At 65.5% G+C, this 16587-nt stretch carries 12 protein-coding genes; 1 reads left to right on the top strand and 11 read right to left on the bottom strand.

Features of this window, described 5'->3' with window-relative positions; translation table 11 throughout:
- Positions 1-28: 28 nt before the first annotated feature.
- The 11 genes from aroC to RM2_RS10365 form a co-directional block, all read right to left on the bottom strand.
- Positions 29-1216 carry a chorismate synthase gene (gene aroC, locus RM2_RS10315; RefSeq protein ID WP_072688829.1) on the bottom strand — a complete coding sequence of 396 codons (1188 nt, stop codon included), beginning with the start codon at positions 1214-1216 and terminating at the stop codon, positions 29-31.
- 75 nt (positions 1217-1291) lie between these two features.
- A complete protein-coding gene (locus RM2_RS10320) occupies positions 1292-1903 on the bottom strand; it encodes a prepilin peptidase (RefSeq protein WP_072688907.1) in 612 nt (203 codons plus the stop codon).
- Between the two features lie 91 nt (positions 1904-1994).
- Positions 1995-2822 (bottom strand): shikimate dehydrogenase, encoded by an 828-nt coding sequence (locus RM2_RS10325; RefSeq protein ID WP_072688831.1) that lies wholly within the window; start codon positions 2820-2822, stop codon positions 1995-1997.
- Positions 2812-3909 (bottom strand): endolytic transglycosylase MltG, encoded by a 1098-nt coding sequence (locus RM2_RS10330; RefSeq protein WP_373863321.1) that lies wholly within the window; start codon positions 3907-3909, stop codon positions 2812-2814. The genes RM2_RS10325 and RM2_RS10330 overlap by 11 nt, the downstream gene beginning before the upstream one ends.
- Positions 3910-4463: 554 nt before the next feature.
- Positions 4464-5000, bottom strand: a complete 537-nt coding sequence (gene ruvX, locus RM2_RS10335) for a Holliday junction resolvase RuvX (RefSeq protein WP_174553847.1) — start codon at positions 4998-5000, stop codon at positions 4464-4466.
- 2 nt (positions 5001-5002) lie between these two features.
- Entirely contained in the window at positions 5003-7675 is a 2673-nt protein-coding gene (gene alaS, locus RM2_RS10340) for an alanine--tRNA ligase (protein WP_072688834.1), read from the bottom strand.
- 220 nt (positions 7676-7895) lie between these two features.
- Entirely contained in the window at positions 7896-8378 is a 483-nt protein-coding gene (locus RM2_RS10345; RefSeq protein ID WP_245813821.1) for a zinc ribbon domain-containing protein, read from the bottom strand.
- A 124-nt stretch (positions 8379-8502) separates the two neighbouring features.
- Positions 8503-9969: a replication-associated recombination protein A gene (locus tag RM2_RS10350; protein ID WP_072688836.1), complete on the bottom strand. Its 1467-nt coding sequence runs from the start codon at positions 9967-9969 to the stop codon at positions 8503-8505.
- Positions 9970-10026: 57 nt separating this feature from the next.
- Positions 10027-11202 carry a phosphotransferase family protein gene (locus RM2_RS10355; RefSeq protein ID WP_072688838.1) on the bottom strand — a complete coding sequence of 392 codons (1176 nt, stop codon included), beginning with the start codon at positions 11200-11202 and terminating at the stop codon, positions 10027-10029.
- A 348-nt stretch (positions 11203-11550) separates the two neighbouring features.
- Positions 11551-13356: an aspartate--tRNA ligase gene (aspS, locus tag RM2_RS10360; RefSeq protein ID WP_072688840.1), complete on the bottom strand. Its 1806-nt coding sequence runs from the start codon at positions 13354-13356 to the stop codon at positions 11551-11553.
- Between the two features lie 349 nt (positions 13357-13705).
- The gene (locus RM2_RS10365) at positions 13706-14353 is read right to left on the bottom strand and encodes a universal stress protein (protein ID WP_072688842.1); all 648 of its coding nucleotides are present in this window, start codon (positions 14351-14353) and stop codon (positions 13706-13708) included.
- Between the two features lie 473 nt (positions 14354-14826).
- Here RM2_RS10365 and RM2_RS10370 point away from each other — a divergent pair, with 473 nt between their 5' ends.
- On the top strand, positions 14827-16473 hold the full coding sequence (locus tag RM2_RS10370) for a sulfatase family protein (RefSeq protein ID WP_072688844.1): 1647 nt from the start codon (positions 14827-14829) through the stop codon (positions 16471-16473).
- Positions 16474-16587: the final 114 nt, after the last annotated feature.

The following is a 16587-nucleotide window of genomic DNA, read 5'->3' on the forward strand; positions in this document are numbered from 1 at the left end:
CCCCGCGGCTCGACGCTGGACGGCTCGGTCATCGAGCAAACCGGGCTGCAACGCCGGACGCGTAGTGTCCGAAGTTGGCGGCGGTCTCGGCGACCGAGTCACCCCCGAACTTCTCGAGGGCCGCCTGGGCGACGACCAGCGCGACCATGGATTCGGCGACGACTCCTGCGGCGGGCACGGCACACACATCGGAACGCTGGTGAATCGCGACGGCTTCCTCACCGGTCGACATGTCAACGGTGGCCAGTGCCCGCGGAACTGTCGAGATGGGCTTCATCGCGGCACGCACACGCAGCGCTTCACCGTTGGTCATGCCGCCTTCCAGGCCACCTGCCCGGTTGGTCGACCGCACGATCCCGTCCGGGCCCGGAAGCATCTCGTCGTGCGCCTGGCTGCCCCTGCGCCGCGCGGTCTCGAAACCGTCCCCGACTTCGACACCCTTCATGGCCTGGATGCCCATCAGGGCGGAAGCGAGGCGGGCATCGAGTCGGTCCGCGCCGCTGATGAAGGATCCCAGGCCCACGGGAAGTCCATGGACGACGACCTCGACGACACCGCCGAGCGTGTCACCGTCGCGCTTCGCCGCTTCGATCTCGGCAATCATCGACTCCTCGGCGGCCTTGTCGAAGGCGCGCACTGGACTGGCGTCGATCGCCGATAGATCTGATGCAGCGGGTGCGGGGCCAATGTACGGATCGGAGGCACCGATGGAAATCACGTGGGAGACGACCTCGACACCGAATACCTGGCGGAGGAAAGCGCGAGCGAACGTCGCGGCCGCAACACGAGCGGCGGTCTCCCTGGCACTCGCACGTTCGAGAACCGGGCGGGCGTCGTCGAAGCCGTACTTGAGCATGCCGGAGTAGTCGGCATGTCCGGGACGGGGACGGGTGAGAGGCGCGTTCCGGGTCTGATCAGCGAGCACATCGGCGTCGACCGGATCTGGGGACATCACGGTTTCCCACTTGGGCCACTCGGTGTTGCCCACCTCGACGGCGATCGGTCCACCGAGTGTCCGCCCGTGTCGTACGCCGCCGATGATGGTGACCTTGTCGGCCTCGAATTTCATCCGCGCTCCGCGTCCGTATCCGAGGCGCCGGCGCGCGAGTTGTGTCGAGAGGTCATCTGACGTCACTTCGACGCCGGCGACCATCCCCTCCAGCATCGCGACGAGGGCAGGACCATGGGATTCTCCGGCAGTTATCCAGCGCAGCACAATCGCTATCCTTCCACGTCGCCGTACCCGGCAGTGACGGTGGCCCTCCCAATCGGGCGCAACCCGAGCACGACCTCAGGTGATGTGTGCGGCGAGCAACGCGACCAGCGTCGCGGCGCACATTGCAGGTCCGTGCGGGAGTGCCGGCGGGGACCGCCGAGCGGCGAGGACGACGCAACCCGCCGCCCCTGTCAGCGCCGGCGCGAGAACCGCCGCACACAGCCAGGCCCCGCCTCCCGCCAGGCCCGCCGCCGCACCCACCCCGAGTGCGAGTTTCACGTCGCCCGCTCCGAGAGAACCGGGTACACCGAGATACAGCACGAGGTACGCGGCCGCGAGCAGAATTCCTCCGACAATCGCGGCCGTTGCTCCACCCGTCGCCGCACCGATTCCGACGATCACCAAGAAACCTGGAACCGTCAGCGCGTTCGGCAACCTCCGCGTGTACAGGTCGATAACGCCGAGACTCACGCACCACCACCAGAAAACGATCGCGCACAGTAGGCGCCACGGTTCGGGCTCGCCCATCTCGATCCACGCCGTGGCCGCAACCCCGACCACACAGATCGCCTCGCACCAGCCACGCCGGACGACGACGCGTTCGCCGACGAACAGGGTTGCCGTCCGACGCGCGCACCAACCGGTACCAGCGCCGAGGACCGCACTCACCGAAATCAGCCACCACATGACGAACAGCGTGCCCGGACCGCACACACCGCCTGCGGCGGTGACCAGCGCGGACGATCGGTCTGTGGACGGAGGCGCGGACTGTGGACAACTAGCGCAGGGCGGCCGCCATCGCTGATCTCGGGGCCGGAAGGCCGGTAAACTGTTCCACCTGCCCGAACGCCTGATGGAGGAGCATCTCCAGTCCACCGACGACCCTGCCGCCGGCGGCCTCGACCGCTCTCGCCAGCGGTGTCGGCCAGGGGTCGTAGATCGCGTCGAGCACGAACGGTGCCCGCCCCACCATCGCGGTGTGGTCGCTGATCGCGGCAGAGGGCACGGTACTCACGAGCACAGCGGCGCCGGCGCAGCGGGCGCCGAGTTCCGGGCTGTCGAATCCCAGCAACCGGACGTCGAGCCCCACCGACTTCGCACAGCTCACCGCACTTGCGGCCCGACCCGCGTCGCGCGCGACGATGGTCACGGACTTCACACCCAGGTCGGCCAGTGCTGCAAGTGCAGGCCGGGCCGTTCCGCCGGCGCCGACGACGACGGCCTCGGCCCCCGAGACGGTCCCGAGGCCGCCGGCAGTGAGTGCACCGCTGACGCCGTCCACGTCGGTGCAATCGGCACGCCACCCACCCTCGATGCGGACGAGCGTGTTCGCCGACCCGATCGCTACGGCCCGGGCGGTGCGCTCGGTCGCGAATCGCAGCGCCGCGATCTTTCCCGGCATCGTCACGGACAGACCGACCCATTCCGGCCCGAGCCCGGACACCAGGCCCGGGAGCTGGTCTGCGTCACATTCGATGCGGTCGTACGTCCACTCGGTCAGACCCAGCGCCCGATACGCCGCGAGGTGCAGTTGCGGCGAGCGCGAATGTCCGATCGGTCGGCCCAGCACCGCAGCCTTTCGTGCGTTCACCAACTCACCGGCCACTGTTGAGAATCCCGTTGCGTATGGCCTGGTCGATGTTGGTCAGGTGCTCCTCATAGCTCTTCGTGAACAGCGTGGTGCCTTGCGCATCGATTGTTACGAAATAGATCCAGTCGCCTGGTTCCGGTGATTCGACGGCCTGCAGCGCGTCGAGACTCGGCGACGAGATCGGAGTCGCGGGCAGACCCGGGCTTGCATAGGTGTTCCAAGGCGTCACCCGAGCACGGTCGGCGTCCGTGGTGGCCAGTTCGGTGGTGTCGAGCGAGTAGTTGACCGTCGAGTCGAACTGCAGCGGTTGGTCCACCGCGAGCCTGTTCAGGATGACGCGAGCCACCTTCGAGAAGTCGGCCGGCAGCGCCTCGCGCTCCACCAGAGAAGCGGAGATCAGCATCTCGTAGGGGGTGATCCCGACCTGATTCCCCGCGGTGAGGATTCCGGTCTCTGCGTAGCTGGCGGAACTCCCGCTGACCAGCCGCTCGAGAATGGCGGTGGGGCTCGAGGTGGGGTCGAAGTCCCAACTTCCCGCTGCGATCAAACCTTCGAGCTGCCGATCCCGGTCCGGGACGCTTGCAACCGAGCCCTTCGCCCACTCCGGTACACCAAGTGCGGTCAGGTCTCCGGCACCGGCCGCGTTGAGATCGTCGTAGCTGATGCAATTCTGTTGCCCGCCGACGCCCAGGCAACTGGCCTCGGAAATGAGTGTGTAGATCCCCTTCTTCGTGGCTCCGGTCTGCACATCGGTGGCATCGTGGAGTTGCCTGCCCTCGGAGATGATCATCTTCCCGACCCGGGACATGGGATCGACCAGACCCCTCACCGCCTCAGCAGCGGGAATTTGGGTCGGGAGACTGTAGAAGCCGGGCTGCACCGTATTCATGGCTTCGTTCTGAACCGCGGCGTTGAAAAAGGCCGATCCGCTCGCCACGACGTCCTGTGCGGTGAGCGCGGATCCGATCTGCTCCGCAGTGTCTCCCGGATGCACCTCCACGACCACTTCGGGACCACCCGGACCGGCGTAGTCCGCGGGAGCACCACCACCGAAGATCACCTGGCCGCCCACGATCACCAGTCCGCCGAGCACGATCAGCACAACAGCAACCGCCAGTACTCCGAACAGCTTGCCGCGGCGGGCACGGCGGCTTGCCTGTTTGCGCCGGCGGGCCTGAAGCTTGGCATGCGCGCGGGTCGGCGGAATCGCCGTGAGAATCTGGGTCTCGGCCTCGTCGAATGCGACGCCGGGAGTGTCGTACCTCGCGTCGCCATAGGCACCGCTCTCGTACGGATGCTCGCTGTACCCGCGCCCGCCGTAGCCGGGTTCGTTGTAACCGGGTTCGTTGTAGCCGGGTTCGTTGTAGCCGGGTTGTTCGTAGCCGGGCTCGTTGTAGCCGGGTTGTTCGTAGCCGGGCTCGTCGTAGCCGCTGTCAAACTGAGCGTTTCGAGGTTCGTACCCGTCGCCGTAGCCGTCGGCATCCGGATGGCCCCAGTCGTCGTACACCGAGGCATGTCCGCCGGTGGTGGCGACCTCCTCGGAGGGTGGTTGGTAATCGACCGGATCATCGCCCTCGTCGAGGTAACGGTGACGGCGGGGCTCGTGGGGCTCGTACCGGTGGTCGGGTCGCTCACCTGAAGGTCGCCGATGATTGCTCACTGACCTGCCTCCGGTAGCTGCGCGTCTCTATTCGATTTCGCAGCATTCATTGAAGTGCTCCGCTCGTCCAACCATCCCTGCAAGATCGCCACCGCCGCCGCCTGGTCGATCACCGGCCGCTGACCTCTCGCACTGACACCGCTCTCTCTGAGCGCCCGCGCAGCAGTGACCGTCGTCAGACGCTCGTCGGCCATCCGCACGGGTATCGGATCCACTGTCCTGCGCAACCGCTTCGCGAACACGGTAGCGATCGAGGCCGCTTTCCCCCGCTCACCCCGAAGGGTCTGGGGCAGCCCGACGACAACCTCCACCGCCTCGTACTCTTCGACAATGTCGGCGATCCGCCGAATATCCGGCGGATCGCTCCCACGCTCCGTGGACCGAGGCACCGTCTCGACAGGCGTGGCGAGGATCCCGTCGGGGTCGCTGGAGGCGACCCCGATTCGGACGCTGCCTACATCGATGCCGATCCGTCGACCGCGCCCAGGGTCGTCGTTTCCAGGTCGATCCGGACCCATTTCTGCGCGATCCACCTCTACTGGTTCCCCACCTTGTTCGCGACGTGTTTCCGGACCGCGTCGAGAGCGGCTGCGATTCCGCTGGTGTCGGACCCGGAACCCTGCGCCATGTCAGCCATTCCCCCACCGCGACCACCGATCTTCGGTCCGAAGTCCTTGACGAGATCACCGGCCGAGAGTCCGAGTTCCTGTGCGGCACCGCTTACGGACACCGCGAACGGAACCTTGCCGTCGGCATTCCCGAGCAAGACCACCGCAGCGGGTTGCGAACCGAGCCTGCCGCGGATATCGGTGACAAGACCACGCAGGTCGTTGCCTCCGACACCGGCTGGGGCGGAGTCCGCGACCAGCATTATCGGTCCGACACGGTGCGCCTTGTCGACGTATGCCCCAGCCGCCGCCAGAACGGCCTGTGCGCGCCCCTGCTCGAGTTCCTTCTCGGCCGCCCGAAGTCGCTCGACGAGTGCCTCTACACGGGCGGGCACTTCGTCCGAGGGCACTTTCAGCGATGCCGACAACCCCGCGAGGAGTGCGCGCTCTTTGGCGAGGTAGCGGTACGAATCGAGCCCGACGTACGCCTCGACGCGGCGCACGCCCGAGCCGACGGACTGCTCACCGAGCAGTGTGACGTTGCCGATCTGCGAGGAACTTCCCACGTGAGTTCCACCGCACAGCTCCATCGAGAACGGTCCGCCGATCTCGACGACACGAACCTCGTCCCCGTAGTTCTCGCCGAACAACGCCATGGCGCCCATCGACTTCGCCTTGTCGAGGTCGGTAACGAACGTGTTCACCGAGTAGTCCGCGGCCACCGCTTCGTTGGTGACGACCTCGATGTCTTGTTTCTGTGCTTCCGTCAGAGCGCCCTGCCAGGAGAAGTCGAAACGTAGGTAGCCCGGCTTGTTCAGCGATCCGGCTTGAACGGCGTTGGGGCCCAGCACCTGTCGCAATGCGGCGTGCACCATGTGTGTACCCGAGTGGCCCTGCGTGGCACCCTTGCGCCAGTCCGCGTCGACCTGGGCGAGAACGACGTCCCTCTCGGCGATCTGGCCTTCCTGCACGGTCACCTTGTGGACCCACAGCTTCTTCGCGATCTTTTGGACGTCATTGACTTTCACCCGCAATCCCGGCCCGGTGAGGGTCCCGAGATCGGCGATCTGGCCACCGGCCTCCGCGTACAGCGGGCTGCGGTCGAGGATGACTTCGACGTCCTGGCCCACGGATGCCACCGGAATCCGCCGGCCATTCGAGATCAGCGCGAGAACGTGTGCCTCGGAGACCAATTCATGGAACCCGGTGAACTCGGTCGGACCGCGGTCGAGGAGTTCCTTGTACACCGTCAGATCGGCGTGAGCGTGTTTGCGCGCCTGGGCGTCGTCCTTCGCGCGCTGGCGCTGCTCCGCCATCAGCGACCGGAAGCCCTCCTCGTCGACGGACAGGCCCGCCTCGGCCGCCATCTCCAGGGTCAGGTCGATCGGGAAGCCGTACGTGTCGTGTAGCGCGAACGCCTGGTCACCCCCGATCACCGACCTGCCGGATGCCTTGACCGATTCCGCGGCACCCTCGAACAGCTTGGAACCCGATGCCAGCGTGTTGAGGAAGGCCAACTCCTCACCGACAGCGACCGTCTCGATGCGCCCGAAGTCGGTATCGAGGACGGGGTACGACGGTGCCATGGTGTCGCGGACGACGGTGATGAACTCACGCATGCTGGGCTTGTCGGCACCGAGTAGTTTGGCGGAGCGCACGATGCGCCGCAGCAGTCGGCGGAGCACGTAGCCGCGCCCGTCGTTGCCGGGATTCACACCGTCCGCGATCAGCATCGCGGCGGTGCGGGCGTGGTCGGCGATCACCCGGAACCGCACGTCGTCGTGGTGGTCGATGCCGTATTTGCGACCCGACAGCTCCTCGGCCTTCGCGATCACGGGGCGGACGAGGTCGGTCTCGTAGACGTTGTCGACGCCCTGCAGCAGGAGCGCGACGCGCTCGACGCCCATGCCGGTGTCGATGTTCTTCTTCGGCAGCGGGCCGAGGATTTCGAAGTTGTTTTTGCTCGTGCCGAGCCCGCGTTCGTTCTGCATGAACACGAGATTCCAGATTTCGATGTAGCGGTCCTCGTCGGCTTCGGGACCGCCTTCCTCGCCGTAGTCGGGACCGCGGTCGTAGTAGATCTCCGAGCACGGACCACACGGGCCGGGAATACCCATGGACCAGTAGTTGTCGGCCATCCCGCGGCGCTGGATCCGCGCTTCCGGAACACCGACCTCGTCGCGCCAGATGTCGCGGGACTCGTCGTCGTCGAGGTAGACGGTGACCCAGATCCGCTCGGGGTCGAACCCGTATCCGCCGTTGTCGACGCTCGACGTCAGCAACGCCCACGCGTGCTTGATCGCGTCGCGTTTGAAGTAGTCACCGAAGGAGAAGTTGCCGGCCATCTGGAAGAACGTGTTGTGGCGTGTAGTGATACCCACATTCTCGATATCGAGAGTGCGCACACACTTCTGGACACTGGCCGCGGTCGGGTACGGCGGGGTCTGCTGACCCAAGAAGAACGGCACGAACTGCACCATTCCCGCGTTGACGAACAGCAGGTTCGGATCGTCGAGAATCAGCGAGGCGCTGGGCACCTCTGCGTGGCCCACCTTGACGAAATGGTCGAGGAAGCGCCTGCGGATCTCGTGGGTCTGCACCTAAGTTGCCCTTCGCGTGTGACAGTGATTGACGGCCGATCGCGCCGCGAAGACGGCGGATCGACCACCGCCCAGCCTAACGGTCGCATGAGGTCGGCTTCCGCAGGGCGCTCGCCGGTGCTTGTCGGTGCCTGTCAGAGGGGCCCCGCTATGGTGACAGTCAACTACTCGGCCCTAAAGGTCAAGCTTGCAGCTGTAACACCTAGCTGGATGCTGGACGTTACGCCGCACCAGGGGACGTTGACTGGGCCCGGTAGTTCTCGGCGGCTCGATGTGCAATGTTGTTCGAGCCGACAATGTCTGCGTGTTCGACGAAACCGCAGTCGAGGCAAGCAAACCGGTCTTGACCGGGCCGGTTCTTCTTGTCGATGTGACCGCAACGGGTGCATCGACGGCTGGTGATCGCCGGATCGACCGACATCACCGGCACCCCTGCTCGCACGGCCTTGTACGAGATGAAGGCCCCGAGCTGAGCGAACGCCCAACTCGAGTGTGTGGCCCGTTGGGGCTTGCGGAGCCGTACCCGTTTCGCGGATGCCCGTGAGTTCTTCGAGGGCGATGCCGCGTCCGGTGCGCTGCGCCTCGGCCACGATCCTCTTGGATATCTGATGGTTGGCGTCGGCGGCGAATCGGGCTTCTTTCCGATCAAGGTGTCGAGTTGCCGCCCGTCGGGCAGCACCTTCACCCGCACCACCCGTTTCATGCCCGGATCATGACAGTGACCTCCGACACCGCACCGGGAACCAGAACCCTGAACGGCCGGGGTTCCTCGCCACCTACCGCTGAAACAAGTCTCGGTGCAAAGATGCAGGCCCGCCGACTCATCGTCAGCCGCGCACGATCCGCCGCAGCTTGTCCACGCGCCCGGCGATGTCGCGCTCGCTGCCGTGGGTGGTGGGCTGGTAATAGTCGACCCCGACCAATTCGTCCGGCGGATACTGCTGCGGCAATACGCCGTCCGGGTTGTCGTGGGGATAGTGGTATCCCACCGCGCTGCCCAGCTTCGCCGCGCCTGCGTAGTGGCCGTCCCGCAGGTGAGGTGGGACGAGTCCCGCCTTCCCCGCAGCCACATCCGACATCGCCGCACCCAGCGCCGCGATGACAGCACCCGACTTGGGGGCGGTCGCGAGGTGGATGGTGGCCTGAGCGAGCGCGAGCCGCGCCTCCGGCATGCCGATCAACTGCACGGCCTGGGCCGCCGCGGTGGCGGTCTGCAGCGCAGTGGGGTCTGCCATCCCGATGTCCTCACTGGCGTGGACGACCAGTCTTCGGGCGATGAACCGAGGGTCCTCACCCGCGGTCAGCATCCGCGCGAGATAGTGCAGCGCTGCGTCGACGTCCGATCCCCGGATGGATTTGATGAAGGCACTGATCACGTCGTAGTGCTGGTCACCGTCGCGGTCGTAACGGACGGCAGCCTTGTCGACGCTCGCTTCGACCGTCGCAAGTTCGAGCAAGACCGGACGCTTCCCTTCCCCCGTTTCGTCGAGCCCCGTTTCGTCGAGGTCTGCCTGGTCGAGGTCTGCCTGGTCGAGGTCTGCCTGGTCGAGTGCCGCACCGGCTGCAGCCTCGAGTGCAGTGAGTGCGCGGCGAGCATCACCGGCCGCCAAACGCACCAGGTGGTCCATCGCATCGCCCGCGATCTCGATCTCGCCGCCCAGTCCCCGATCGTCGGTGCGCGCACGCTCGAGTAATTCCTCGATGTCGTCTGCCGTCAGTGCCTGCAGTTGCAGCACCAGTGACCGCGACAGCAGCGGCGACACGACAGAGAAGGAGGGGTTTTCGGTGGTCGCGCCGACGAGCAGCACGATTCGGTTCTCCACCGCGGCCAGCAGTGCGTCCTGCTGGGTTTTGGAGAACCGGTGCACCTCGTCGATGAACAGCACCGTCTGCTCCCCCGCCAGCAATCGCCGTCGCGCCAGTTCGATGACCCCACGCACTTCCTTGACTCCGGCGGACAGCGCCGACAATGCCTCGAAACGACGGCCCGTCGCGCCGGAGATCAGGGATGCCAGCGTGGTCTTCCCTGTGCCGGGCGGACCGTACAGCAGCACGGAGGCCGCTCCGGACCCCTCGACGAGGCGCCGCAGCGGCGCACCGGGCCCCAGTAGGTGTTTCTGCCCGACGACCTCGCCGAGAGTGCGGGGGCGCATGCGCACCGCCAGCGGCGCGTGGGCGTTCATCGAGGTAGGACCGGGGACAGGCTTCAGTGCCGGAGCCTCTCCTAGGCGCGTCGTCTCGAACAGTCCTGCCGACTCGTCCTCGCCCACGTCCGAACCGAAGAGATCGCTCACTAGTTCGACGCTACTCGGGACACCACCGGCTGACTCATTGAGGCCGTGCGCGGGACGTCAGCCAACGGACAGCCCCTGCAACCTGTCCGCGATGGCACGGGCCTGATGGGCGACCACGGTGTTGCCGGCATGATTCGCCGAGCGTGCCAGCCTGTCCCAGCGCCGCATCAACGCCAACGAGCGCGGCACCGACAATTGATGCTCGCGCACGGCGGCAATCCGCGCGTGATTATCCGGCAGGAACAGGTACGTGCTGAGCCACACCCAGATCAGCTGTGCCTCGACCATGCGGGTGGCGAGCACGTTGTTGTCGGCGAGGGCGGGCCACATCCCCACGACCTCGGCACGCCAGGCCTCGATCATCGCCAGCGTCCGATCCTCGGACAGTTCGATGCTGCACAGGCAGCCCGGGAACGAGACCAGCGCGTAGGCGATGTCGAGCATGGCGTCGCGGAAACCGCCCCACTCATAGTCGAGGAATCGCACACCCTCGTCGTTGACGATGATGTTGTCCGGGCACAGGTCGGAGGGGCTGAACGCGCGGAACCGGCGGCTCTCGAACAGTTTCGCGGCGCGCGCCACCTGATCGGTCATGTCCGGTGACACATCGATACCGAGGATCTCGGAGAGCAGTCGTGGCACGGCAGGCACCGCCCGCTCCACCTGCTTCGCCACGGTGTCGTCGCAGTCTGCCACCCCGGCGCGACGGAGCAACGCGGTGAAATCCTCTTCGCGGCCCACTGTGGCCGCGTGCATCCGGCCGAGCGCTTGAGCCATCGCCATCAACGTGTTGGCGACCGTATCGGAGTCGGAATGCTCGAGCAGTGCGCTGATCGGGCTTACGTCACCGAGGTCGCTGAGGATGAGCAGCCGGGCTTCGAGGTCGGATGCGAGCAGTTCCGCACCGGGCCGGCTGTCGGTCGCGAGCGCCGTGGCGAACTGGTACGACACCGCCTCGCGAAGGAACGCGCTGCCGCTGTCGGCGGACGGGTCGTCGGGATCGACGGCCCGGGTTCCAGACAACCCGGATTCTTCACGGACCTGTTTGATCACCAAAGTCCGCGGGAGAGAAAAGGGGTTCTCCGCCACACGTACACGAAGCACGATGGAGCGGCCGCTACCGCCGAGATCTATGGGATCTACCAATGTCACAGATGCGCCGGTACGGCGGGTCAGCAGCTTCTCGGCTGCGGCAACTACCTCTGAAACGGGGTCTGCCAGTATTGCAGTCATCGTGAACCAACTTACCTGCTAGTCACAAGAATGATCGAGTCGTTCTCTGAGAGCCTCGGTGAATTTCAGCACTTCGGCTGATCCGGTGCGAGTACTTCGAGTAACCCCGGATCAACTGTCACCGCAATGGTGCCGTTTCGTGCCTCTGCGTATATCACCGCACACCTGTCACCGCACACCTGTCACCGCACACCTGTCACCGCACACCTGTCACCGCACACCGCGGCGGGCGGTCGCGACCGGACCCCAGCACATGGCGCTACGCCGCCACAGATAGTCGGCGAGTTGATCGGTGGCGGCGGAACGCCGAGCCGGTGGCCCAGATCGCGATCTTGCCAACGGACCTGCCTACTTCTCGATCCCGCCGGCGGATCCGCCCGCTGCCTCGCCCTTCGGTTCGGGCGTGGTGTCAACGCCCGATTCCTTGCGTTGCTGGGCGGTGATCGGAGCCGGTGCGGACGTCAGCGGATCGACGCCGCCACCCGACTTCGGGAAGGCAATGACTTCACGAATCGAGTCGACGCCGGCCAACAGTGCGGTGATGCGGTCCCAGCCGAACGCGATTCCGCCATGCGGCGGCGCACCGAAAGCAAACGCATCGAGGAGGAATCCGAACTTCTCCTCGGCCTCCTCGTGGGAGATGCCCATCACCTTGAACACTCGTTCCTGAATGTCCTTGCGGTGGATGCGAATACTGCCGCCGCCGATCTCGTTGCCGTTGCACACGATGTCGTAGGCGTAGGCGAGCGCCGAGCCCGGATCGGTGTCGAAAGTGTCGAACGACTCGGGCTTGGGTGAGGTGAACGCGTGGTGGACGGCGGTCCAGGCGCTGTAGCCGAGGGCGACGTCGCCACTGGCGGTGGCCTCGGCGGTGGGCTCGAAGAGCGGCGCGTCGACGATCCACACGAACGCCCAGGCGTCAGGGTCGATAAGGTTCCGCTTGTGGGCGATCTCACCGCGCGCGGCACCGAGCACGGCACGCGAGGACTTGGTCGGGCCGGCGGCGAAGAAGATGCAGTCGCCCGGCACCGCACCGACGTGCTTGGCCAGCCCGGCACGTTCAGCGTCGGTGAGGTTCTTGGCCACCGGGCCACCAAGGGTGCCGTCCTCGCCGACGAGCACGTAGGCCAGGCCCTTCGACCCGCGCTGCTTGGCCCACTCCTGCCAGGCATCGAGTTGCTTGCGCGGCTGACTCGCACCTCCGGGCATGACCACCGCACCGACGTACTCCGCCTGGAACACGCGGAAGGTGGTGTCCTTGAAGAACTCGGCACACTCGACCAGTTCGACGGCGAAACGCAGATCTGGCTTGTCCGATCCGTAACGTCGCATGGCCTCGGCGTACGTCATCCGCGCGATCGGAGTCTTGATCTCGTGCCCGACGAGCTTCCACAGCGCCGACAGCACTTCCTCGGCGAGGAGGATCACGTCGTCCTGGTTGACGAAGCTCATCTCGATGTCGAGCTGGGTGAACTCGGGCTGCCGATCCGCGCGGAAGTCCTCGTCGCGGTAGCAACGGGCGATCTGGTAGTAGCGCTCGATGCCGCCGACCATGAGCAGCTGCTTGAACAACTGGGGGCTCTGCGGCAACGCGTAGAAGCTGCCCGGCTGCAGTCGTGCGGGAACCAGGAAGTCGCGGGCGCCCTCCGGGGTCGAGCGCGTCAGTGTGGGGGTTTCGACCTCGACGAACTCGTGGTGCGACAGTACTGAACGGGCGGCCGCGTTGACCCTGGAACGCAATCGGATGGCTTGCCCGGGGCCTTCGCGGCGCAGGTCCAGATAGCGGTACTTCAGACGCGCTTCCTCACCGGCCTGGTCGTCGAGCTGGAACGGCAGCGGCGCGCTCTCGTTGAGAACTTCGAGTTCGGTGACATTGACCTCGATCGCACCTGTGTGGATCTCGAAGTTCTGGTTGCCCTCGGGACGAACCTCGACCACACCGGTCACCTTGACGCAGTATTCCGCGCGCAGGCGGTGGGCCTGCTCGGCGGCCGCACCCTCGCGGAACACCACCTGCGATACACCCGAGGCGTCACGTAAATCAATGAAGATCACCCCGCCGTGATCACGACGCCTGGCAACCCACCCGGTGAGGGTAACGGTCTGCTGGGCCTGCTCGGCTCGCAATGAACCGGCGAGATGTGTGCGGAGCACGGGACTTCCTTTCGAAACATGAGGCAAGCTACTTCGTTGCTTGAGATCCTACGGAGACGCCCCGGGTGAGCGGAAAACGCATGCCGCTTCACTGGACGACCCGAGCCGCGCGCCCCTCAAAAGTCGCGCGAAGGCAACTACCCGTGACCCTCGACTACCCGTGACTCTCGACCCGTGACTCTCGACCCGTGACTCTCGACCCGTGACCCTCGACTACCCGTGACTCTCGACCCGTGACTCGTGACGAGGACTCGCGCTGTCCGGGCACGCGATCGCGATCGGAGTTGTCTCGGATGGCCTGCGCGGGTGGCCTGATTGTGCCGACTCTCGCATCTCCCCCCGATGTCGGCTACAGCGGGGGTACCTGCCCGGCCTGCTGGGGTTCGATGACCAATACCGGCACCTTGGCGTGCTGCACCAAATCGGCGGACACACTGCCCATCAGCCTCTTCGAGAGTCCACGTCCGCGCCGACTGACGACAAGGAGGTCAACTCCCTGTTCTTCGGCAAACTGACGCAAAGCCTCTCCGGGGGGACCAGCCAGTACCTCGTAATTCGTCCGCACTCCGACGACGCGGGAGGCAGCGTTCGCCAGACGGTCGGAGGCCTCCGCGACCTCGCTCCCGGAGGCGCTCTCACCCGCATCGTCATAGGAGACGACCTCGGCGAGGATGACAGACCCGCATCGGTTTCCCATCAGGTCGAGCGCGGCGTCCAGGGCGAGCTCCGACTCGGCCGAACCGTCCAGGCCGATCAGTAGTCGCGGCTCAGTCGACGTAGCGGTCGATTCCACGGGCTCCGCGCCCTCCGGGCCCGCAGCAGCCAGTACGGGACGGCGCTCCGCCCGTTCGAAAGCGATGGGAACAAACAAGGGTCCCAAGATCACAGCGATGAGTGTCCAGGTCGAAGAATGCCCACGCCGGGCCATCCACAGCCCCGTAATCAAACCAATGGCTATCCAGACGAGGACAAAGACGACCACCGCAGTCGAGTTCATTCTTCAACGATAGCCGCTGGCCGACCGGCCCCCTAGCTCCGAACGGCACCTCTTCGAAGGACCATTGACACCGCCGACCACAGTAATCGTCGACTACATTGACGCGCCCTGGCACCGAGGCGGAACGGGAATCCGCTGGGTGGAGTCCGCTGGTTCAACGCGGACCGCCGAAACACCCATGGTCCCTCGCTGCGTCAACAGTGTTCAGCCACAGTTGGATTGACATCTTCAGCCTTTGATCAGGCCGAACCGTTCCTTCCGGTGGATCGACGATCCCACGGTCGCACAACATTCAGCGAAACTCCCGACCCGACGCTCCGCCTGCCCCGGCCGACGACGATCCGAAAGGGTTGCAAATCTTCACCTGACCGACTCTGAATGGCCAACTCCACCAACACGCCTTGGATACTCACGTGCAAGGCACTTTTCCGAATTGCGCCCGCCCAGGTTCACAACCGAGTGACAATTAGGCGATGACCCCAGACCGCGAGCACGCAGAATCTGCAGGCACGAGTGGAGTCCCCCGGCGGCTGTTCCTCGGTGGTGCGGGAACACTACTCATGGCGGGCATGGCGGGCGTCGCCTCGGGTGGGAGGCAACCTGCGGCGGCGGAATCGGTCGGATCGCTACCGTCCCGTCCGAATATCGTGGTGATCATCACCGATCAGGAGCGACATCCTATGCACTGGCCTGAGGGCTGGGCGGAGCAGAACCTGCCCAACCGCCAGCGGCTCGCGAACCAGGGACTCACCTTCAACCGGGCCTACTGCAACAGCGCGATGTGCTCGCCGAGCCGTGCCACTTTCTTCACTGGGCTCTATCCCGCACAGCACGGAGTGACCAGCACGTTGACCGAGGGTGGCACGCTTTCGCCATCCGAGCCACAGCTTCGCCTCAGCGAGCAGAACATGGCCTCACTCCTGGCCTCGGCCGGATACAACGTCCAGTATCGAGGCAAATGGCACCTGAGCAAGAACGCCGACGGCGGCGAGCCGAACAGTGCCGACCTCGCGGCCTACGGTTTCGACGGATGGGTTCCCCCCGAGTTCGGTCAGGACACGGATCCGGACAACTTCGGTGGCGGCTGCGTCGACCGCGACCGGAGCGTCGCCGACCAGGCCGCCGACTTCCTCAGGAACGTCGACTCCACTGATAGGAGGCCGTTCGCGCTGATCGTCTCCCTCGCCAATCCGCACGACATCCTCGCGTACCCACAAACGTGGGATCAGCAGGACGGCGACTGTGACAACTACGGGTCCGCGGCACCCGGCGCGTTCGAGCAGGGGATCGATCTACCACCCACCATCGACGAAATGCTCGCACTCAATTACAAACCGAGCGCCCAGGTGCAGTCCCAACTCCTGCTCGCCGCCGCGCTGGGCCCGCTGGTCGGCGTGGAGGCGATGAAGAACTACGTGAATTTCTATGGGTACGTCCAGAAGGTCGTCGACGACCACCTCGGCACTGTGCTCGACGCACTCGACGCCACCCCGGGCATGCGCGACAATTCGGTTGTCGTCAGGATCTCGGACCACGGCGAGATGGGCCTCTCACACGGCGGACTCCGCCAGAAAGTGTTCAACACCTATCAGGAAACGACGAACGTGCCGCTGGTCATCAGCAATCCGGTGCTCTTTCCCGGACCCGCAGAAACCGATGCGCTGGCCTCTCTCATCGATGTGATGCCCACCCTTGCCACCCTTGCCCATGTTCCCGACCGCTCGGCATGGAATTTCCTCGGCACCGATCTCGCACCGGTGATCGCCGAGGCATCCGCACGCCCCGATGGCCCCGTCACGCCCGTGCAAGACGTCCTCCACTTCACGTACGACGACCAGAACCCCGGGGCGCCTGACGGCCAGTTCATCGTGCAGCAACCGAGCCACATCCGCGCCATCCGGAACGACCGCTGGAAGTACGCCATGTACTTCGACCCCGCAGGCGTCGCTCCCCCGCAGTACGAGCTGTATGACCTGCTCGAAGACCCGAACGAATTCCACAACCTGGCAGTTCCTGGCAACGTCGGCTACTACGCGCCCGAGCAGGCAGCGAACATGCACGCGCAACTGATTGAAGTCATGGCAGCGAAGGGGACCACCCCGCCACCCGGAACCTTCTAGCCCGAGCCGAGATCCACGCCGCACGTTCCGACAAGGAATCGACCTCGTCGAGACACTGGACGACGGAATCCGATTCGCAACAATGCGTCTCGACGCCCAAGTGATGAACGCACC

Origin of the sequence: Rhodococcus marinonascens NBRC 14363, assembly GCF_001894885.1 — a bacterium.
GTDB lineage: Bacteria > Actinomycetota > Actinomycetes > Mycobacteriales > Mycobacteriaceae > Rhodococcus_F > Rhodococcus_F marinonascens.